Origin of the sequence: Burkholderia sp. IMCC1007 (genome assembly GCF_027257875.1) — a bacterium.
GTDB lineage: Bacteria > Pseudomonadota > Gammaproteobacteria > Burkholderiales > Burkholderiaceae > Burkholderia.
Genome location: NZ_JAPVQY010000072.1, coordinates 1 through 21,213, shown reverse-complemented (window position 1 = coordinate 21,213; position 21,213 = coordinate 1). Strand labels below are relative to the sequence as shown.

The window sequence follows — 21,213 nt, the reverse complement described above, 5'->3', positions numbered from 1 at the left end:
GCGCATGTTGAGGTCTCTTCAAAATGCGCTCGCACGAATCCGACGCGAGAAGTCGACATCTCCGGACCGTTGTCCCAACTAAAACGGGACGACGTCGCCGACGACCGGCACACGCGTGCCGGCGCAGTTGCAACTCAACGGACTCAGCCGCATCGACAACGGGCTGCAGCAGCAATTCCGCGCGAACGTGCCCGGCTATTCGACACCGACGCTGCCGCCGACGCCGACGTCGCGGGTCACCGATTATCCGTAAGCGCGATGCTGCGGCGCAGCGGCACCGCGGCGAACTCGACGCGGATGTCGGCCGATGCGCCGCCCGGCGCCGCGCAGCCGTTGCGCCGTTTCGTCCACGCACGCGTAACAAACGCCTGAAGACGCCCGCCGGCCGCCCGTGCCGCGCTTTGCCGCGCATTGCCGTGTCGCCATCGCGCGGCGCACGATTCTTGCTGCCACGCGCTCGATCGCACGAACGAACAGGAGAAGAACATGCGCGCCCGGCGCCCGCCCGGAACTTGGCGTGTCGACATGCAGGTCGGCACGCGCGTCGATCGACGCATCGCAGCATGACGAAGCGCACGCTACCGCTAGCGAAGGCGTGCACGTCCGCCGCGCGCCTACGCCATGTCGACGACAGTCGCCCGGGCTACACGCGCCGGCGCCTGCGCAACGGCTTCGCGTATTACGGGCAGGACGGCGTGCGGATTCGCGATGCCGACGAAATCGCGCGCATCAACGCGCTCGCGATTCCGCCCGCGTACACCGACGTGTGGATCTGCATGGATCCGCTCGGTCATCTTCAGGCCACGGGCCGCGATGCGCGCGGGCGCAAGCAGTATCGCTATCACCCGCTGTGGCGCGAGACGCGCGACGCGAACAAGTACGCACGGATGGCGGCGTTCGCGCGTGCGCTGCCGCGCATCCGCGCGCGGGTCGCGCGCGATCTGGCGCTGCCCGGCATGCCGCGCGACAAGATCGTCGCGACGATCGTCCGGCTGCTCGACACGACGCTCGCGCGCGTCGGAAATGCCGAGTATGCACGCGAGAACGAATCGTACGGGCTGACGACGCTACGCAAGCGCCACGTGACGATCCGCTCCGGCCAGGTACGTCTGCGCTTCAAGGGCAAGAGCGGCATCGAACACGACGTGACCGTGGACGACCCGCGCGTGGGCCGGATCATGCGGCGCTGCGCGGAATTGCCGGGGCACGAGCTGTTCCAGTACGTGGACGACGACGGTACGCGTCATTCGGTCGGCTCGTCCGACGTGAACGACTATCTGCGCGAGGCGGCGGGTGCGGAATTCACCGCGAAGGATTACCGGACCTGGGCGGGCAGCGTGCAGGCGCTGGCGTTGCTGCGCCGCATCCCACATCGGGGCGTCACGCATGCGCGCAAGCAGATCGTCGAAACGGTGCGGACCGTCGCCGACATACTGCGTAACACGCCGGCCGTGTGTCGGCGCTGCTACATCCATCCGGTGGTGCTCGACACGTTCGAGGCCGGGATGCTCGCGGCGCTGGAAGTGCGCCGCACGCCGAGGGGATTGCGGGTGGATGAAGCGGCGTTCGTCGCGTTGCTGGAGAAAGCGGCGCGAAAGTGACGCGCCGGGCTCCCGGCGCCGCGCGCCGCGATCGGCGCATCTCAACGCATCATCGAATTGGCGACACTCCGAAACACCAGCGGATGCTCGTCCTGCCGCCCTGCCCGTCGCGCGAATTGCACCGCCTGTTCGACGCGGCCGTGATGCGCGGACTTCGCGCACACGGGGTCGGCCTCCGCCGGGTCGCCCGCCAGCATGTATGCCTGGCACCGGCACCCGCCGTGATCCGCATGCCGCTCGTCGCAGGTGCGGCACGGCTCGCGCATCCAGCCGTCGCCACGAAACGCGTTGAACGCGTCGCTCTCGTACCAGATCTCCTTCAGCGACCGGTCGCGCACGTTCGGCAGCGTGAGACCGGGCAGCGCACGCGCGGCATGGCACGGCAGCGCGGTGCCGTCCGGCGCGACGCCGAGGAAGACCGAGCCCCAGCCGTTCATGCACGCCTTCGGACGCTGCTCGAAATAGTCGGGCACGACGAACAGGATCTTGCAGCGCTCGCCGACGAGTTTCCGGTAGCGGTTGACCGTTTCTTCCGCTTCGCGCAGCTGCTCGATGGTCGGCATCAGCTGGTCGCGATTGAGCATCGCCCATCCGTAGTACTGCGTATTGGCGAGTTCGAGAAAATCCGCGCCGAGGTCGAGCGCCATCTCGATGATCTGCCCGACGTGCGGCAGGTTGTAGCGATGCAGCACGCAGTTCAGCACCATCGGATAGCCGTGCGACTTGATCAGCCGCGCGACGCCGTGCTTGAGCTCGAACGTGCGCGTGCTCGTCAGGAAGTCATTCAGCTCGCGCGTCGAATCCTGCAACGACAACTGAATATGGTCGAGTCCGGCCGTCCTGAGCCGCTCGATGCGCGCGGCATTCAGGCCGACGCCCGATGTGATCAGGTTGGTATAGAAGCCCAGCGACCGCGCGTGCTGGACCAGCACTTCGAGGTCGTCGCGCTGCAGCGGCTCGCCGCCGGAAAACCCGATCTGCGCGGCGCCGAGCGCGCGTGCGTCGCTGATCACCGTGCGCCACGCATCGGTATCGAGCTCGGCGCCGTGCGTCGCGAAATCGACCGGGTTGTAGCAGAACGCGCAGTGCAGCGGACAGCGGTAGGTGAGCTCGGCGAGCAGCCACAGCGGCGCGGACGGCCGATTCGTTTCGAATGTCGTGTTCATGTCAGTCGAGCCAGCCGCGCAGTCGCGCATGATCGAGGAAACGATAGACGTCCGAAGCAAGGTCCGACGTGCTGAACAGCCGCTCGAGTTCGTCGATGATCTCGTCGAGCTCGCGCGTGCCGTCGCATCGCGCGAGTATCTCGGCCGCGCTCGGGTTGAGCTTGACCATGCCTTCCGGATACAGGAGCACGTACGCATCCTGTGCGGACTCCCATTGGAGGCGGTACATGCCCCTCAGCGAGGGACGCAGCGGCACGCCGCTGACGGCGTCGTTGGAGTTCATACGGGATACGCCTTTTCAATCGCATCGAGAATCGACCACAGCACATCCAGCTTGAACGACAGGATGTCGAGCGCGCGCCGTTGTGCTTGCGCGGTCGTGAAGTGGCTCAACGTCACGGCGAGCCCATGCTCGACATCGCGCTGCGCGAGCGGCACGCGGCTGCGGAAATACTGGAGCCCGTCCGCTTCGATCCACGGATAGTGGGACGGCCACCCTGCGAGCCGGTCGAGATGGATCTGCGGCGCGAACATCTCGGTCAGCGACGAGCACACGGCTTCCTGCCACGGCGCGTGCCGCGCGAAATTGACGTACGCGTCGACGGCGAACCGCACGCCGGGCAGCACGTGTGCGAGCGACCACAGTTCCGCACGATCGATGCCGACCGCTTCGCCGAGGCGCGCCCACGCCTCGATCCCGCCTGCGTTGTCGCCGTGGCCGTCGTGATCGAGAATGCGCTCGACCCACAGCCGGCGCGTGTCGCGGTCCGGGCAATTGGACAGGATCGCCGCGTCCTTCAGCGGAATGCTGACCTGGTAGTAGAAGCGGTTCGCGACCCAGCCGCGAATCTGCGCCGGCGAGCACGCGCCGGCATTCAGGCGCCGGTTGAACGGGTGATGAATGTGGTAGCGCGCTTCGAGCGCGCGCAGCTGCGCCTCGAACTCCTGCGCGCTCCAGGGCGTCGCGTGCAGCGCGGCGGCGGGAATCGGTGCGTTCATGTGGTCAAACCTCGAATTGCATGCCGTCGTGGGCGACCTCGATGCCGTGCTCGTGCAACTGCGCGCACTGCGCGGAGCCGGGGTCGAGAATCGGATTCGTGTTGTTGATATGCGTGAGGACCTTGCGCGTGCCGGCCGGCAGCAGCCGAAGCCGCTCGATCATCCCGGGCCGCGCCGCGTCGCCGCATTGCGCGAGATGCCCCATGTCGGCCGCGTGCTTCGACGACAGGCCGAGGTCGATCATCTCGGTGCCGGTCCAGAACGTGCCGTCGACCAGCACGAGATCGGCGTCGCGCATCGCGGCACGCACGCCGTCATCCACATCGGCAAGCCCGGGCGCGTAGAACGCCTGCCGGCCGCTCGTCGTGTCCTCGATCAGCAGCGCGATGTTGTCGCCGGGCACGCTCGCCGCACGATGCGGCGAATAAGGCGGCGGCTTGCTGTCGACCGGCACGGCGGTGAATCGCACGCCGCCGGCGCCCGGGATCGCGAACGGTTCGCCCGGTGCGATGGTGTGCACGTCCACCCCGCAGTAGTGGCCGAGCAACGGCACGAGCGGCAGGCCCGTCGACAAGTCGTCGAGCACCGGCGCACTCGCGTAGAGCGGCAGCGCCGAGGTGCGCTCGCGCAGCATCAGCAGCCCCGTCACATGATCGATCTGCGCATCGCACAGCACGACGGCCACGATCGCGCTGTCGCGAATCGCGCGCGCCGGCTGCAGGTCGGGATCGGCGCGCACCTGCGCGAGGATGTCCGGCGACGCGTTGATCAGCACCCAGCCCACGCCGTCGCCGCTGACCGCGATCGACGATTGCGTGCGCGGCAGGATGCCGTCGTGGCCGGTGCGCGCGCGGCGGCAGTTGTGGCAGTTGCAGTTCCATTGCGGCAATCCACCGCCGGCGCCCGAGCCGAGTATCTTGATCTTCATCTGCGTATGCTCCCGATGCCGCCCGCATCGCGTCCATCGATGCGGGCGGCACTGCGCGGGTCGATCAGCGGTTGGCGATGTACATCGTGATTTCAAAGCCGAAGCGCAGGTCGGTATACGCGGGGGTCGTCCATTGCATGATGTGTCTCCTTGTTGAGTAGGTGAATCGAAGAACCGCATCGATCGAGCGGCCGATACGTATCCAGCAAGGAGCGTGCCGGGGCGTGTTTTGCGGCGTGCCGGCGCGCGCGAAGGCGCGCGACGGCGTGCGATGACCGCCGCATCGTCATGACGCAGGAAATATTACGAATTCCCGACTAAAACATTTCAGAAACCGTCAGGCGATGGATGCGGGCCTGCGCGGCCGGTGTGACAGGTGTTGAATCCTTGAACACCCGCTGTTGCAACCTGACACACCGGTGTGACAGTCGCGGCCGTCTTCACGGTTCGTCCGGCTGCTGCGCATCCGGCCCGATCGCCGGCATCTTGCGATAGATCGTGTTGCGCGACACGCCGAGCGCGCGTGCGGCGGCCGACACATTGCCGCCATGGCGCGCGAGCGCGGCCGCGATCGCCGACGCGGCCACGTCCTGCAGCCGTGCGTCGCCGGTCGCAGCGGCGAACGCGGGCGCTTCCATCGCGAGCGTCGACCCGCAGCCGCCGTGGGCCGGCGGCTCGCCGCCGCGGCGCACGTCGTCGAAGAAGTCGTCGGGCAGATGCTCGCAGCGAATCTCGCAGTCGTCGTCCACCATCGCGGACGCCGTGCGCAGCAGGTTCGCGAGCTGCCTGAAATTGCCCGGCCATGCGCAGCGCTCGAACAGCGCCATCACGTCGGGCGCGACGCTCAACGGCCGGCGCCCGGGCCCCGACAGCGTCTCCCGTTGCAGCATCTTCTGGACGACGACCGCGAGGTCCGTGCGGTCGCGCAGCGGCGGCAGGCGCACGACGAGGCCGTTGAGCCGGTAGTACAGATCCTCGCGAAAGCGGTTCTGCGCAATCATGTCGCGCAGGTCGCGGTGCGTCGCGCAGATGATCGCGATATCGACGCCGATCGCCTTCGTCGAGCCGAGCGGGTTGACGATGCGCTCCTGCAGCACGCGCAGCAGCCGCACCTGCAACGGATACGGCATGTCGCCGATTTCGTCGAGAAACAGCGTGCCGCCGTTGGCCTGCAGCAGCTTGCCGGTCGCGCCCTTGCGGCGGGCACCGGTAAACGCGCCCTCCTCGTAGCCGAACAGCTCGGACTCGATCAGCGTCTCCGGAATCGACGCGCAGTTGACGGCGACGAACGGCCCGTCGCGGCGCGGCGAGTCGTTGTGGATCGCCTGCGCGAGCAGTTCCTTGCCGGTCCCGGTCTCGCCGGTGATCAGCACCGGAATGTCCTTGCCGATCACCTTGCGGACCTTCGCGATCACGGCCGCGACCTGCGGATCGCCGGTGTCGAGATAGCTGAGCCGCGACAGGCTCGCCGCATTCTGCGCGGCGTGCGGCCGCGCGGCCGGCGCTGCGCCGTCGTGCACTTCCGCGGGGCGGCTGCCCTCGGCGCGCAGCGCGCGCCGGAACTGCACGCGTGCGCACACCACCGCGCCGTTGCCGAGGTTCAGCGTCACGTGCGGCTCGGTGCTCGCGCGCATCCGGTCGATCAGTTGTGCACTCGTCACGTCGAACAGCGACGCCAGCGTGTGCGCGCGCAGCGCGGCAAGCGGCATCCCGAGCTGGAACTGCGCGCTGCGATTGGCCGACAGGAAGCGGCCGTCGGCGGTGAATGCGACGATCCCCTCCATCAATGTGCCGAGGAACTCGGGACGCCCGTGGAACGACACCTGCAGCGTCTCCTGAAAGGTCGTCGTGAACAGGTGGTTCTCGATCATCTGCACCGACATCTTCGCGAGCGCCATCGTGTGCTGGTGATAGCTGCGATGGTCGCCGGTCACGTCGAGCACGCCGATCGCGTCGCCGTACGGATCGAGAATCGGCACGCTCGAGCAGGTCAGGAAGTGGTTCGCGGCCAGAAAGTGCTGGTCGCCGTGCACGACCATCGGACACAGCTCCGCCAGCGCGGTGCCGATCGCGTTGGTGCCTTGCCGGTTCTCGGCCCAGTTCGCGCCGGGGCGCAGCGCGACGCGTTCGGCACGCCGCAGAAAGTCGTCGTCGCCGATCGAATGCAGGATCAGCCCTTCCGCATCGGTGAGCACGATCATGCTCTGCGTATTGACGATCTGCTCGTGCAGCGTCTCCATCACGGGCATCGCATGCACGCACAGCACGCGGTTCTGCTCGCGCTTGAGCGCGAGCGCGGTGCCGGACAGCACGTCGTAATCGGGACGTGCCGATGCCTGCAGCCCGAACGTCTCGGACCGCTCATGGGATTTCTGGATCGTCGGCGTCGGCCAGCCGGGCGCATGCGCGGCCCGTGCGGTGGCTGTCGGATGAACGTCATCGCGCATTGTCTCCTCCTGGGATCCTTCCGGTCAGTTGCCGGACTCTTTGCCATCGATACAAGCAAACATCGGGCCACGACGCGAGCGACGTGCGCGGCCGTTTCGTCGCATCGCCGCTCAATCGCAATTGAAAGGAAAATGCAAGACGGTTACCGTCTCGCGGATCTTCTGCGGTGCGCGGCCGACGTGATAACGCGGAACAGCCGTACGCCGCCACCCGGACGAATCCCTATCCTCATCGCGGGCGCGATTTTCGCTTCATGCAAGCCGGCCGCTGCAGCTTTGCTGCCGGACCTTCGTGCTTCCCTCCATTCCCGGCCGACATGACCCGACCATCCGAATCCCTCTCCGTCTCCAGTGCTTGGCCACGGCATCACCTGTCCCGCGACGCGCACACCATCGCATGGACGGAAGCCGGCAACCCGCACGGCGCGCCGGTCGTCGTGCTGCACGGCGGCCCCGGCAGCGGCTGCCGTCCCGCGATGCTGCGCCCGTTCGACCTGACGCGGATGCGCGTCGTGCTGGTCGACCAGCGCGGCGCGGGCGCATCGACGCCGCGCGGCGGGCTGCGTCACAACAACACGATGCGGCTGATCGGCGACCTCGATGCGTTGCGCGCGCAACTGGGCATCGAACGCTGGGCGGTCGTCGGCGGATCGTGGGGCGCGGCGCTCGCGCTCGCGTACGCGGGACAGCATCCGTCGCGCGTCACCGGCGTCGTGCTGCGCGGCCTGTTCCTCACGTCGTCGCGCGAAGTGCGCGAACTGTTCGTCGGTGCACGTGCGCGCGCGCCGCGCGAATGGCTGCGCCTGACGGCTGCCGCCGGCAGCACGCGTGCCGACCGGCTGATCGCCTGCTGCGCGCGGCATCTGCAACCGGGCGCCGGTCAAGCCCGGCAGCGCGCGATCGCACTCGCGTGGAATGCGTACGAAGACGCGATCCTGACCGGGCGCCCGGCGCGCGATTCGCGCCCGACGCAGCGAACCGTCGACCGGCTCATCGACAAATACCGGATCCAGGCGCACTACCTGCAACACGCGTGCTGGCTCGGCGAGCGGCGGTTGCTCGCGCTCGCGCGACAGGCCGCGCAAGCCGGCGTGCCGCTGCACGCCGTGCACGGCATGCACGACCGCGTGTGCCCCGTCGCGAACGTCGAGCGCCTGGCGCGCGCCGTGCCGGCCGCCGTCGTCGAGTGCGTGCCCGCCGGCCATCTCGCGAGCGACGACGCGCTGGCGCGGGGCGTCGCGCGTGCAGTGCGCGAGATGCTGACCGTCACGGCGCGCATGCCGCCGCACGCCGGCGTGCACGCTCAATCCCACGCATAGCGCGCACCGATCCACGCGCCGCGCGGCGCGCCCGGCCCGACGAACTGCTCGTTGACGGGGTTGAGTCCGTCGAACGAATGGCCGGGCCCGTTGAAGAAGTTCCGGCCGAGCACCGCGACGCTCGCATAACGCTTGTCGAGCAGGTTGGTGACCGATGCGAACAACTGCAGATGCTTCGAGACCTGCCACGTCGTATCGAGATCGATCAGGAAATAGCCGGGCACCTTGCCGTTCGCGTCCTGGTTGTTCTCGTCGCCGCGCGCGAACACGCCGCTGCGATATGTGATGTTCGTGCCGACGGTCCACTTCGGCGTCGCCGCATAGTCGAGCCGCAGCTTCACGGTGCTCGACGGAATGCCGGGAATGCGGTCGCCGGAGTGGACAACGATGTTGCCTCGCGCATCGGCGCTCGAATTGCTCGCGCTGCTTTCGGTCCACGTCGAGCGGTAGCGGGCGTCGACGTAGCTGTAGCTCACCCCAATGCCGACCGGCCCGAGCCGCGTGTGTGCGGCGAGCTCGAAACCTTGCCGGCGGGTCTTGCCGACGTTCTGGAAATAGCCGAGCGTGCTCGCGCCGCCATCGCTGCTGATGAACTGGATGTCGTCGTCGAGCGTCGTGTCGTACACGGCCGCGCTCCACGTCGTCGCCTGGCCGACACGGCCGCGCGCGCCCAGCTCGATCGTCTTCGCGATCACCGGCTTCAGCGCCGGATCGGCGAGGAAGTCGTTCGGCAGCGAGCACGGTGCGGCCGGGTCCGCACATGCGAGCTCGATCGCGGTCGGCGAGCGCATTCCTTCGTTGTACGTCGCATAGGCGGTGAAGCCCGGCACCGGATTCCACGTGACGCCGACGGCCGGATTGAACCGCGAGAACGAATGGCGCGCGGTGAGGAGCGGCTGCAGGCCGCTCACGTCCTCGATGGCCGCGCGCGCCCAGTTGTAGCGACCGGCCAGTGTCAGCGACCACTGCCGCGTCAGCGCCAGCGTGTCGTCGAAATAGAAGCCGTAGTTTCCGTTGCGCGTTTTCGCGTGCGTCGTCTGCGTGAAGTCGCCGATGCCGATCGTCGCGCGCGTAGCCGTGAACGCGCCATCCTGCGACGACTGCCGGAAATCCGAGTTCGCGAGATCGGCCGACGCGCCCACGACGAACTGGTTGTCCATGCCCGCAAGCTTGCCGAGCAGCGTCAACTGCAGGTTCGCGCCGAAGCTGTCGGTCGCGACCACCGATCGGTCGTTGGCGGCCTGCACGGTGTCGGTGACGCCGTCGTCGACGCTGCCGAAATCGTCGTTCACGTTGCTGCTGACGTTGGTGTTGCGGTAGTGCCGGTAGTAGAGGTTGCCGCTGAGCTGCACATGGTCGTTGAACGCGTGGTCGCCCGACACCGTCACGTATGCGGCGCTGTTCCGATTCAGGTCGGGGTAGGTATACGCCTGCGCGCGATTGTCGAGAAACGAGCGCGGAATCGTCTGCGTGCCCTGCAGCGAGTTGTCCGCGCCGCCGGCCGAAATCGACAGCGTCGTATCGGCGTCCGTGTAGCGCAGCTTGCCGAAGCCCTGCCGCACGCGGCTGCCGTTGTGATCGGCCCAACCGTTGTCGTTCGCGACGTTGCCGGTCACGTAGTAGTCGAGGTTGCCGCCGATGCGTCCGCCCTGCTCGATCTGCGCGATCTTGCGCCCCCATGAACCGACCGACACCTCCACCGAGCCGCCCGGGCTCGTCTTGCCGTTCTTCGTCGTGATCGCCAGCGCGCCGCCGAGCGTGTTGAGCCCGTAGGTCGGATTCGAACCGGGAATCAGCTGCATCGTGTCGATCGCCGCCTGCGGGATGAGATCCCAGTTCACGACGTCGCCGAACGGCTCGTTCACGCGCACGCCGTCGACGAATACCGACAGGCCCTGCGGCGTGCCGAGCACCGGCGACGCCGTGAAGCCGCGGTAGTTCACGTCGGTCTGGTACGGATTGCCCTGTGCTTCGTTGATGGCGACGCTCGATACGTTCTTCTCGAAGAAGTCGGTCAATACGCTGCCGTGCTGGTGTTCGACGTCGCCGCCGCGAAACGTCTGCACGTTGGCGGGCACGCGCGACAGCGGCGTGCCGATGCCCAGCAGCGGCGTCGTGCCGACCACGACGATCGGCGCGAGCGTCGGCGCGTCGACGTTGGCCGTGGGCTCGACCTGCGCCGATGCGGGCGTCAGCCAGCCGCCGAGCATGCCGCCGAAGCACAGCGTGACGCCTGCGCGCCGGGCGACGAAGCGGCGCTTCGCCACATCGGTTTCATGCATTTCCATGTCTCCTGTCTGCTTGTAGTTGTGTGATGCGTGGGCGGCAAGCGACGCGGCGCTCGACCGCTTCAGTGCGTCGTGCCGCTTGCTCCGTCGGCCGTCGCGATCGCGACGTGCGCGACGCGTGCGCGTCCGATCGACGCAATGACGGTGGCGACCGTGCCGAACGGCTCGGCGCGATCGGCGTGCAGGCTCACGCGCGTGCGCGGATCGCGCGCGACGTGTCGTGCCAGCACGGACTCGACGTCGGCCGGTGCGGTCGGCCGGCCGTCGATGTAGACCGCGCCGTGACCGTCGACGGTCACGATCACCGTCGACTCATCCGTGTCGTGCGGCGCCGCGGCGGCCTTCGGCAAGTCGACGCGAACCCCATGCGTCATCAGCGGCGCGGCAATCAGAAAAATCACCAGCAATACGAGGACGACGTCGACGAGCGGCGTCACGTTGATTTCACCGAGCGGCTCGCCCGCATCGGCATCGCGGCAATCCGGCTTCATACGGCCGCCCGCCGCGCGGTACCTGCGTTGCGGACTTCCGGCATCGCCGCGTGCACCGGCGCGTCGAGCCGGAATTGCCGCTGCTCGGCCAGTGCGATCAGGTCCTGCCCGAACTCGTCGAGCGCGGCCGTCACGGTCTTGAGCCGCCGCAGGAACAGGTTGTACGCAACGACCGCCGGAATCGCGACGCCGATGCCGACGCCGGTCGCGACCAGCGCCTGGCCGATCGGCCCCGCGATCGCATCGATACCGCTGGTGCCCGACGCCGTCATCGATTGCAACGTTTGGACGATCCCGAACACCGTGCCGAACAGCCCGACGAACGGCGCGACGTTCGCGGTCGACGCGAGCAATGTGAGTCCGCGCTCGAGCGGGCGCTGCTCGCGGCGGATCGCGCGCGCGAGCGTGCGTTCGAGCATGTCGCGGCGATCCCACGCGACGAGCGCGGCCGGCGCGTCAGGTTCGGCGGCTTCGACGTTGCGCAATGCCTCGCAGATGGCGCGCTGCAGCCGCGCGTTCACGCTGGCGGACGCGTCGTCGTCCGTCGGCATCGTCAGTGTCATGCGATCGCTTCGGCGCGCGGCATGGCGGCGGTTGCCGAGCGCGATGCGCGCGTACAGCAGCACCTTGGCGACGATCAGCGTCCACGTGAGCACCGACAGCATCGCGAGCAACGCGAATGCACCGACGACTGCGTACTGGATGTAGTCCGACATGACGGATTCCTCAGTTTTCGAGCTTGAACACGACCGGCACCCGGACCCAGCCGTCGATCGATTCCGCGCCGCGTTTCGCCGGCACGAAGCGCCAGTCGGTCACCGCCGCAACCGCTGCGTCGTCGAGCGCGTCGTGTCCGCTGCTCGCCGCCAGCACGACGCGGTCCGGCCGCCCGTTCGCCAGCACGTGCACGTTCAGGAACGTGGTGCCTTCCCAGCCGCGCCGCTGGGCGACATCCGGGTAATCGGGCGCCGGGTTGTGCAGATAGGCCGCCGTGAAGCGCGGGGCGGTGACGGGTTCGGGCGCAGCGGGGGCGAACGCAGGCGGGGCGGACGGCGTTGCGCGTGCGGGCGCTGGCGGTGCGGTATCGGCCGATGCGTTCGCAGCGGCCGTTGGTGCTGTTGCCGGCGCGGGCGCGGGCGTGGGTGCAGACGCGGACGTGGATCTGGATGTGAATCTGGACGTGGACGTCGGCGTGGACGTGGACGTGGGCATAGTGCGTGCGACGTCGCCGTCGGGCTGTTCGAATGCGGTTGCGGGCGATTGCGCGGGCCTCGCGTGACCGACCTGATGTGGCGCAGGACCGGTCGATCGAACATCCCGATGTACGGCCGCATCACGATTCGCATGCGCATGCATCCACGGCGCAGAGGTCGCGACGTTCGCGCGACGCTGCAAACCGCGAGCCGCATTCACCGCGTCGCTCGTCTCCACTTCGACTGCGGGCGCGCGAGGCAGCGTCGATCGCGTATCGACGGCAACCGCATGCCAGAGCGCAACGAGGATTGCCGAATGCGCGACGAATACCGTCAACGCAACGGTCTTCAGCGATTCGCGCGAACGTGCCGCGTACGGCGCCGTGATCGTCGCCGCATGCGGCCCGGCCGGCGCAATGCCGTACGCCAGCGCGACCAGACGGCGGCGGTCTGATCGGCGACCGGCATCGGACGAAATCGGAACATGCATGACGGTCTCTCGCTGCGCGGAATCGTTTCCCGTTCCGAACGGCAAGAAGCATGCCGATGCGGACCTCGCTCGCGCGTGCAACAGGGCCGACGCGCCCGCCCAGCGGCGCGAAGCCCCGCGCTTGTTGCAGTTCGTGCCACTCCTGTTGCACCTGTGTCAATTTGGATCAACCGCTCGGCTCGCATGCCACAGCGCAAGCGATGCGCTCCACTCGACCGCGCATTCGCGCGCGCATCGTCCGCTGCATGGACGACGCGCACCGCACGACACGCTCCGGATCCATCCATCGACGCCGCTCGCGTTGCCGCGATAACTAGCCACCGCATTCAACGAAAAGAACGCCGCGATTCATCGCTCGCCACCGGCTCACGTAGTCGCTGCCCCCATGCGCGCACTGTCATCTTTCGCAACACTGCGCCGCCGGCTGTCCCCGAACGCAACAGGCGCGGATCACCCGCGACGCCGCGCACAGACGCCCGCGGCGCGCGCAATCCGCCGCCGCGCGTTGCGTGGCGCGGCTCGTGCGGCAATGGCATGCGATTTGCGTGACTGGCTGCGCACTGGACCCGGAATACCACCCTGCCGGCCCGGCCGCGTGTTGGCCGCGGTGCGACCACAATGACTCAGGAGACAACCATGAAGAAAGTCCCGGCTTTGACGAGCCGACTGGCAACGATCGGCATCGCGGTGGCGGCCGCCATCGCCTTGAATCCCGGCCTCGTGGATGCCGCCGCGGATTATCCGGCCGTCACGTACCAGCGGCTCACGGATGCGCAGCGCGATCCGGGCTGGCTCACCTACTACCGCACGTACAACGGCCAGGCGCATTCGCCGCTCAAGCAGATCGACAAGTCGAACGTGAAGCAGCTGACGCAGGCGTGGAGCTACAAGTTTCCCGCTGAATTGAAGCAGGGCTTCGAAGCCACGCCGATCGTCAACGGCCGCTATCTGTTCGTGACGACGCCGAAGGACAACGTCTACGCGTTCGATGCCGCCACCGGCGCGCAACTGTGGAAATACGAGCCGAAGCTCGGGGCGGAGTCGTTCAAGACGGCGTGCTGCGACGTCGTGAACCGCGGCGTGGCGCTGTACGGCAAGAACGTCTACGTCGCGATGCTGAGCGGCGAAGTCGCCGCGCTCGACGCGCAGACCGGCGCGCTCGTGTGGAAGAAGCAGATGTTCGAACCGGGGCTCGGCTATGCGTTCTCGCTCGCGCCGCTCGCGCTCGACGGGGCGATCGTCGTCGGCAGCTCCGGCGGCGAATACGGCGCACGCGGCTTCATTGCCGCGCTGAGCCCGAACGACGGCACGCTGCTGTGGAAGCGCTTCACGATCCCCGGCCAGGGCGAGAAGCACGCCGACACCTGGCCGGACGGGATGCAGGCGCACGGCGGCGCGCCGGCGTGGCTGACCGGCACCTACGACGCGGCGACGCGCACGCTGTACTGGGGCGTCGGCAACCCGGGGCCGTGGCTCGCGGACTTGCGCCCGGGCGACAACCTGTATTCCGATTCGCTGCTCGCGCTGGACCCGAAGAACGGCGATCTCAAGTGGCACTACCAGTACACGAAGCACGACACCTGGGACTATGACGGCGTGAACACGCCGGTGCTCGCGACGATCAAGTACAAGGGCAAGGAGCACGACGCGATCATCCACGCCGACCGCAACGGCTACTTCCATGCGATCGACCGCGATACCGGCAAGCTGATCTACGCGGAGCCGTTCGTGAAGGCGACGTCGGTCACCGGCTACACGGAAGACGGCGCGCCGATCCAGGATCCCGCGAAGTATCCGAAGGTCGGCACGACGATCGACACGTGCCCGAGCTTCCTCGGCGGCAAGAACTGGTGGTCCGTGTCGTACGACCCCGAGCACCATCTCGCGATCGTGCCGTCGCTGCATGCGTGCATGAGCCTGTCCGGCAAGTCGGTCAACTACATGGAAGGGCTGCCGTATCTCGGCGAAGGCTTCGAGATCAAGCCGGAGCCGGGCAGCGAAGGCTACGGCGAACTGCAGGCGATCGACGTCAACACCGGCAAGAAGGTGTGGAGCCACTGGAGCAAGCTGCCGTGGAATGGCGGCGTCGCGACGACCGCCGGCGGCCTCGCGTTCAGCGGCTCGCTCGACGGCCACCTGTACGCGTTCGACGTATCGACCGGCAAGGTTCTGTGGGAGAGCCCTCAGCTCGCGAGCGGGATCATCGCGCAGCCGTCGGTGTTTGAAGTCGACGGCAAGGAGTACGTAGCAGTACTCGCGGGCTACGGCGGCGCGAACCCGATCTGGGGCGGCCCGATGGCCAAGGCGGCGGACGACGTGCCGCGCGGCGGCACGCTGTACGTGTTCGCCCTGAACCGCGGCTGATCGACGTCCGGTCGACCGCATTGCGTCCGCGCCGCCGGCGCGGGCGCCTCCCCGTTTCCAACCGAGCGACGATCATGAACCTTCGACTTTCCCGCCTCGCCGTGGCCAGTGCGCTCGCGGCAGGCACGGCACTGGCCCCGGCGCTGTCCACGGCCGCGACGCCGGTACGCATCTGCTCGCTGCCCGGCACGCCGACGGCCGCACTCGACAAGGCAGTCGCGCGCGACGTGTTCCGCGCGGCCGGCGTCGCCGCGACGTTTTCCGCACACGACGCCGGCGGCAGCGACGACGACGGCGTGTCCGCACACGAACTCGCGGGCATCCTCGAACGCGAGTGCGACGTGATCGCGGGCTTTCCGCGCTCGGCAATCGCCGACGCATCCGATCCGAAGCTGCTGTTCTCGCAGGGGTACCTGCGTTCGGGCTATGTCAGCGTCACGCGCCGCGACGCGGGCACGCCGCCCGCCGGCCACGAAATCGTCGCGGCGACCTACGCGAGCCCCGCGCAACTGATCGCGGTCCAGCAGAAGGGCGCGCGCTTCGATCTCGAGAATACGTCCGAGCAAACGGTCGACGCGGTTGCCCGCGGCCGCGCGCATCGCGCGATCGTCTGGTATCCGGCCGTCGTCGCCTATCAGGCCGCGCATCCGAAGCAGACGTTCCGCATCGGTGCGACGTCGTCCCCGTATGCGGACTGGCAGCTCACGTTTGCGTTCGCGTCGCGCTCGGCTGCATTGCAGCAGCAGATCGACGCAACGCTCACGCAGATGAAGCGCGACGGCCGGCTCGCGGCGCTGACCCGCAAGTGGGCGCTGCCCGGTAATGCGCTCGAAGCGCACGAGTCGCGCACACCGGCGCGGTGGTCCGATGGCGCAACGGCCGTCAACGGCCGCACGGCCGGCGGTATCCTTCGCGCGCGCAACCTGCCGGCCGGCGGCGGCTTCATCCGCGTCGCCGCGGGCACCGGCGCCGCAGCGCCCGCATTCGACGCCGCACAGGCCGCGCACGGCAAGGCGATCTACGGCAATGCGTGCGCGAAGTGCCACGGCGCCGACCTCGAAGGCAATACCGCGCCCGCGTTGAGCGGTCCGTCATTCGCGCCGCTGTCGCATTCGCACCTGACGATCGGCGGCGTGTTCGGCTACATGGCGACCAACATGCCGGCCGACCAGCCCGGCAAGCTGAAGGACGACGAATACGCGGACCTGATGGCCTTCCTGCTCGCGTCGAACGGCTATGTCGCCGGCAACGGCAAGCTGACGGCCGATGCCGCGCGCGCCTCGACCGCACCGCTCATCGCCGGCCCCGCCGCGCGCAAGGACGCGAGCCAGTAACCACGGGCAAGCGGCCTCGCCACATGACGCGGGCCGCGTCCTTCCCCACGATTTCATCTTCACCAGGAAACGACCGTGACGCACCCTACCTCCCGCAGAATTTTCATCATCAACACCCTCGGCCTGTGCGCGGCGCTCGCCGCGTCGCGCACGGCACTCGCGGCGCCGCCGCTCCTGGACGAGAACGACGCCACCGCGAAGACGCTCGGCTATCGCGCCCACGCATCGAGCGTCGACACCGCGAAGTTTCCGAAATACCAGGCCGGCGAGCGCTGCGCGAATTGCCGCTTCTACAAGGGCGAAGCGGCGGACGCGAGCGGCACGTGTCCGATGTTCGGCGGCAAGTCGGTCGCGGCGGACGGCTGGTGCAACGTGTATGCCAAGCGCGCGTGACGTGCCGGGCGACGCAATGCCAGCGCAGCACGCGCCGGCACGCGTCGCGTCGACTGACGAAGGTACGCTGCCGCATGCCGTCGCGCACCTGCACGCGCTGATCGCGACCGGCCTCGCGCGCGGGTTCGTCACGCGCGGCGACATCATCGACGCGCTGCCCGACGAAGACGCGAACGACAGCGGCATCGACGCGGCCGCCGCGGTGCTCGGCGAACTCGGCATCACCGTGTGCGACCACGCCGATACCGCGGGCGGCTGGACGCTCGAGCGCTACTTCCGGCCCGCGCCGCCCGTGCGCGCATGGGTCGACGGCGGCGGCACGCTCGCCGCGGCCGACCTGCTCGCGCCGCGCACCACCGATCCGGTCCGGCTGTATCTGCGCGAGATGGGCACGACGCCGCTCCTCACGCGCGACGAGGAATTCGCGTACGCGCAACGGATCGAGCGCGGCCGCGCGGCGTCGGTCGCGGTGCTGTGCGGCGATCCGGATGCGCTCGATGCGCTGGTGTCGATTCGCCGCGAGATCGCCGAGCACCGGACCGCCGCATCGACCTATGTGACCTTTCTGGATGACGGCCCGTGCGACGATGCGCCGTCTGCCGATGCCGCGCTGGACGATTCGTCCGCGTTCACCGGCGAACCCGTGCGCAACCGCGACGATGACGATGGCGACGCGCAGACGCAGCACGACGATTCCGCGGCGCGCAGCGCGGTCGTCGCGCGGCTCGCTCCCGTCGACGCACTCGCCGGCGCGCTGCGCGCGGCGCTGGCGTCCGGCGGCACGGCTTCTTGCGCATATCGCGCGCAGGTACGCGCCGCCGCCGCGCTGCTCGGCACGCTGCGGCTGTCCGCACGCGCGGTCGAGCGGATGAGCGAGCCGTTGCGCGCCCGTGCACGCCGGTATCGCGCGTCGCAGGGCCGGCTGGCGCGGATGCTGGCCGATGCGGGCGTCCCATCGTCGTTCGCCCATGCCGACGACGACCACGCGGGCTGGCTGGCGTCGTGCATCGCCGCGCATCCTGCCAGCGAGCGCGCGCTGACGCACGGCGCAGCCGCGCTCATGGATGCGCGCGCCGCGATCATGCGCGGCGCCGGCGCCCACGATCTGCCGCCCGCCGCAACCGCGTCGCTCGATGCACGTCTCGCGGCCATCGAACGCGCGATGCAGCCGGCGCGCACGGGGCTGTTCGATGCGAATCTGCGGCTGGTCGTCTCGATCGCGAAGCGCTATCCCGATCGCGGCCTGCCATTCGCCGACCTGATCCAGGAAGGCAACATCGGGCTGCTGAAAGCCATCGAGCGCTACGACTACCGGCGCGGCTTCCGCTTCTCGACCTACGCGACTTGGTGGATCCGGCAGGCGATCACGCATGCGCTGGCCGACCTCGGGCGCACGATCCGCGTACCGACGCACACGGTCGACGCGCTCAACAAGCTGAAGCGGCTCGCGCGCGACCATCGACAGCGGTCGGGCGCGCCCGCGACGCCCGCTGAACTCGCTGCGCACATGGGCGAGCCGATCGGCAAAGTGCGCGACCTGATGGCGATCGTGAAGGAACCGATGTCGGCCGACGTGCCGGTATCGCCGGACGGCGAGATGACCTTCGTCGACGTCGCGCCGGATCTTGCGACGCCGTCGCCCGAAGACGCCGCGGGTGCCGCGCAGCTGCGCGAGGCCGTCGCGTGCGCGATCGACCGGCTGCCGCCGCGCGAAGCGATGGTCCTGCGGCTGCGCTACGGGCTGCATGCGGGCGAAGGATGCTCGCTGCGCGACATCGGCCGCCATCTGAACCTGTCGGCCGAACGCGTGCGCCAGATCGAGGCATCGGCGCTCGATCGTCTTCGTGCGTCGGACACGCACGGCGTGCTTCGGTCGCTCATCGCGTAGCAGTGCGAGCGGCGTTCGCCGTTCGCCGTTCGCCGTTCGCCGTTCGCGGTTCGCGGTTCGCGGTTCGCGGTTCGTCGCTCGTCGCTCGTCGCTCGCTGCTCGTTGCCCGTTGCCCGTTGCTCGCCATGTTGACGCCTGCAACACCGTTGCTGCATTTCGACGCAACGCGCACGGCGGCAACGATGCTCGACATTCGGTTCCCCAATTCTTTGCAGTCCCGATCGAATAACGAAAACCGTGCTAGGACGGCGCTAACGCCACTCCGGCCGGATGCCCGCATGCGATTGGCATGCAAGTTGCGTTTCGACAGGCGAGCCACAACCCGCGATTTTCATGGAGAACACCTTGACCGCCATCGTATCGATCCTTCAGGAACGCCGAATCTTCGAACCGACGGCCGACACGCGCGAGCACGCGACCATTTCCGGCATGCCGGCCTACCGCACGCTGGCCGCCGAAGCCGAGCGCGATTACGAAGGCTTCTGGGCGCGTCTTGCACGCGAAGGCCTCAGCTGGCACAAGCCGTTCACCAAGGTGCTCGACGAGAGCGACGCGCCGTTCTACAAATGGTTCGACGACGGCGAGCTCAACGCGTCGTACAACTGCCTCGACCGCCACGTCGAAGCCGGCAACGGCCAGCGCGTCGCGGTGATCTTCGAGGCCGACGACGGCACCGTCACGCGCGTCACCTATGCCGACCTCCTCGCCCGCGTGTCGCGCTTCGCGAATGCGCTGAAGAAACGCGGGATCGCGAAGGGCGATCGCGTCGTCATCTACATGCCGATGTCGGTCGAAGGCATCGTCGCGATGCAGGCCTGCGCACGCATCGGCGCGACGCACTCGGTCGTGTTCGGCGGCTTCTCCGCGAAATCGCTGAACGAGCGGCTCGTCGACGTCGGCGCCGTTGCGCTGATCACCGCCGACGAACAGGCGCGCGGCGGCAAGACGCTGCCGCTCAAGAGCATCGCCGATGAAGCGATCGCGATGGGCGGCTGCGAGGCCGTCAAGAGCGTGATCGTCTATCGCCGCACCGGCGGCAAGATCGACTGGCACGGCGAGCGCGACCTGTGGATGCACGAGCTGACCGATGCCGAGTCCGACACGTGCGCACCGGAATGGGTCGGCGCCGAGCATCCGCTGTTCATCCTGTATACGTCAGGCTCGACCGGCAAGCCGAAGGGCGTGCAGCACAGCACGGGCGGCTACCTGCTGTGGGCCGCGCAGACGATGAAGTGGACCTTCGACTGGAAACCCGACGACGTGTTCTGGTGCACGGCCGACATCGGCTGGGTCACGGGCCACACGTACATCACGTACGGGCCGCTCGCATGCGGCGGCACGCAGGTCGTGTTCGAGGGCGTGCCGACCTATCCGGACGCCGGCCGCTTCTGGAAGATGATCGGCGACCACAAGGTCACCGTGTTCTACACCGCGCCGACCGCGATCCGTTCACTGATCAAGGCGGCCGAAGCCGACGACAAGGTCCACCCGAAGAGCTACGACCTGTCGAGCCTGCGCATCATCGGCACGGTCGGCGAGCCGATCAATCCGGAAGCATGGATGTGGTACCACAAGCACGTCGGCCAGGAGCGCTGCCCGATCGTCGACACGTGGTGGCAGACCGAAACCGGCGGCCACATGATCACGCCGCTGCCGGGCGCGACGCCGACGGTGCCGGGTTCGTGCACGCTGCCGCTGCCGGGCATCATGGCCGCAGTGGTCGACGAGACGGGCCAGGACGTGCCGAACGGGCAAGGCGGGATTCTCGTCGTCAAGCGTCCGTGGCCGGCGATGATCCGCACGATCTGGGGCGACCCGGAGCGCTTCAAGAAGAGCTATTACCCCGAGGAACTCGGCGGGCGGCTGTACCTGGCCGGCGACGGCACCGTGCGCGACAAGGACACCGGCTACTTCACGATCATGGGCCGGATCGACGACGTGCTGAACGTGTCCGGTCACCGGCTCGGCACGATGGAGATCGAGTCGGCGCTGGTCTCGCACGAGCTGGTTGCCGAAGCGGCGGTGGTGGGCCGCCCGGACGACACGACGGGCGAGGCGGTGGTCGCGTTCGTGGTGCTCAAGCGTTCGCGTCCGGAAGGCGAAGAAGCGGCTGCGCTCGCGAAGTCGTTGCGCGACTGGGTCGGCAAGCAGATCGGGCCGATCGCGAAGCCGAAGGACATCCGCTTCGGCGACAACCTGCCGAAGACGCGCTCGGGCAAGATCATGCGGCGCCTGTTGCGCTCGCTCGCGAAGGGCGAGGCGATCACGCAGGACACGTCCACGCTCGAGAACCCGGCGATCCTCGATCAGCT

General features: G+C 68.4%; 19 protein-coding genes. 9 read left to right on the top strand and 10 right to left on the bottom strand.

Features of this window, described 5'->3' with window-relative positions:
- Positions 1-127: 127 nt before the first annotated feature.
- Positions 128-253, top strand: coding sequence for a hypothetical protein (locus O1Q03_RS35635; protein WP_269509834.1), 126 nt, complete (start codon positions 128-130; stop codon positions 251-253).
- A 310-nt stretch (positions 254-563) separates the two neighbouring features.
- A complete protein-coding gene (locus O1Q03_RS35630) occupies positions 564-1,601 on the top strand; it encodes a DNA topoisomerase IB (RefSeq protein ID WP_269509831.1) in 1,038 nt (345 codons plus the stop codon).
- 41 nt (positions 1,602-1,642) lie between these two features.
- Here O1Q03_RS35630 and pqqE read toward each other — a convergent pair whose 3' ends face one another.
- The 6 genes from pqqE to O1Q03_RS35600 form a co-directional block, all read right to left on the bottom strand.
- A complete protein-coding gene (gene pqqE / locus O1Q03_RS35625; protein WP_269509828.1) occupies positions 1,643-2,767 on the bottom strand; it encodes a pyrroloquinoline quinone biosynthesis protein PqqE in 1,125 nt (374 codons plus the stop codon).
- A gap of 1 nt (position 2,768) precedes the next feature.
- A complete protein-coding gene (gene pqqD / locus O1Q03_RS35620; RefSeq protein WP_269509826.1) occupies positions 2,769-3,050 on the bottom strand; it encodes a pyrroloquinoline quinone biosynthesis peptide chaperone PqqD in 282 nt (93 codons plus the stop codon).
- On the bottom strand, positions 3,047-3,766 hold the full coding sequence (pqqC, locus tag O1Q03_RS35615; RefSeq protein ID WP_269509823.1) for a pyrroloquinoline-quinone synthase PqqC: 720 nt from the start codon (positions 3,764-3,766) through the stop codon (positions 3,047-3,049). The genes pqqD and pqqC overlap by 4 nt, the downstream gene beginning before the upstream one ends.
- 4 nt (positions 3,767-3,770) lie before the next feature.
- Positions 3,771-4,694 (bottom strand): pyrroloquinoline quinone biosynthesis protein PqqB, encoded by a 924-nt coding sequence (pqqB, locus tag O1Q03_RS35610; protein WP_269509820.1) that lies wholly within the window; start codon positions 4,692-4,694, stop codon positions 3,771-3,773.
- Positions 4,695-4,758: 64 nt separating this feature from the next.
- On the bottom strand, positions 4,759-4,833 hold the full coding sequence (gene pqqA, locus O1Q03_RS35605) for a pyrroloquinoline quinone precursor peptide PqqA (RefSeq protein ID WP_006410019.1): 75 nt from the start codon (positions 4,831-4,833) through the stop codon (positions 4,759-4,761).
- A 301-nt stretch (positions 4,834-5,134) separates the two neighbouring features.
- A complete protein-coding gene (locus tag O1Q03_RS35600; protein ID WP_269509816.1) occupies positions 5,135-7,141 on the bottom strand; it encodes a sigma-54-dependent Fis family transcriptional regulator in 2,007 nt (668 codons plus the stop codon).
- A 317-nt stretch (positions 7,142-7,458) separates the two neighbouring features.
- Here O1Q03_RS35600 and O1Q03_RS35595 point away from each other — a divergent pair, with 317 nt between their 5' ends.
- Entirely contained in the window at positions 7,459-8,460 is a 1,002-nt protein-coding gene (locus tag O1Q03_RS35595; protein WP_269509813.1) for an alpha/beta fold hydrolase, read from the top strand.
- Here the strand turns inward: O1Q03_RS35595 and O1Q03_RS35590 are convergent.
- The 4 genes from O1Q03_RS35590 to O1Q03_RS35575 all read right to left on the bottom strand — a co-directional run bounded on the left by O1Q03_RS35590 (position 8,445) and on the right by O1Q03_RS35575 (position 12,451).
- Positions 8,445-10,742 carry a TonB-dependent receptor gene (locus tag O1Q03_RS35590; protein ID WP_269509810.1) on the bottom strand — a complete coding sequence of 766 codons (2,298 nt, stop codon included), beginning with the start codon at positions 10,740-10,742 and terminating at the stop codon, positions 8,445-8,447. The genes O1Q03_RS35595 and O1Q03_RS35590 overlap by 16 nt on opposite strands.
- A 68-nt stretch (positions 10,743-10,810) precedes the next feature.
- The gene (locus tag O1Q03_RS35585) at positions 10,811-11,239 is read right to left on the bottom strand and encodes an ExbD/TolR family protein (RefSeq protein ID WP_269509807.1); all 429 of its coding nucleotides are present in this window, start codon (positions 11,237-11,239) and stop codon (positions 10,811-10,813) included.
- Positions 11,236-11,955, bottom strand: coding sequence for a MotA/TolQ/ExbB proton channel family protein (locus O1Q03_RS35580; RefSeq protein ID WP_269509804.1), 720 nt, complete (start codon positions 11,953-11,955; stop codon positions 11,236-11,238). The genes O1Q03_RS35585 and O1Q03_RS35580 overlap by 4 nt, the downstream gene beginning before the upstream one ends.
- 10 nt (positions 11,956-11,965) lie before the next feature.
- The gene (locus tag O1Q03_RS35575) at positions 11,966-12,451 is read right to left on the bottom strand and encodes an energy transducer TonB (RefSeq protein WP_269509801.1); all 486 of its coding nucleotides are present in this window, start codon (positions 12,449-12,451) and stop codon (positions 11,966-11,968) included.
- Positions 12,452-12,514: 63 nt separating this feature from the next.
- On the opposite strand from O1Q03_RS35575, the gene O1Q03_RS35570 reads away from it, so the two are divergent.
- From O1Q03_RS35570 to acs, 6 genes are all read left to right on the top strand, one after another.
- Positions 12,515-12,886 (top strand): hypothetical protein, encoded by a 372-nt coding sequence (locus O1Q03_RS35570; RefSeq protein WP_269509799.1) that lies wholly within the window; start codon positions 12,515-12,517, stop codon positions 12,884-12,886.
- A 672-nt stretch (positions 12,887-13,558) separates the two neighbouring features.
- Positions 13,559-15,286, top strand: coding sequence for a methanol/ethanol family PQQ-dependent dehydrogenase (locus O1Q03_RS35565; protein WP_269509796.1), 1,728 nt, complete (start codon positions 13,559-13,561; stop codon positions 15,284-15,286).
- A gap of 74 nt (positions 15,287-15,360) precedes the next feature.
- Entirely contained in the window at positions 15,361-16,620 is a 1,260-nt protein-coding gene (locus O1Q03_RS35560; RefSeq protein ID WP_269509793.1) for a c-type cytochrome, read from the top strand.
- 75 nt (positions 16,621-16,695) lie between these two features.
- Positions 16,696-17,013: a high-potential iron-sulfur protein gene (locus O1Q03_RS35555; protein ID WP_269509790.1), complete on the top strand. Its 318-nt coding sequence runs from the start codon at positions 16,696-16,698 to the stop codon at positions 17,011-17,013.
- Positions 17,014-17,029: 16 nt separating this feature from the next.
- Positions 17,030-18,901 carry a sigma-70 family RNA polymerase sigma factor gene (locus O1Q03_RS35550; RefSeq protein ID WP_269509787.1) on the top strand — a complete coding sequence of 624 codons (1,872 nt, stop codon included), beginning with the start codon at positions 17,030-17,032 and terminating at the stop codon, positions 18,899-18,901.
- Between the two features lie 333 nt (positions 18,902-19,234).
- On the top strand, positions 19,235-21,213 hold a 1,979-nt coding region (gene acs / locus O1Q03_RS35545; RefSeq protein WP_269509785.1), incomplete at its 3' end, for an acetate--CoA ligase.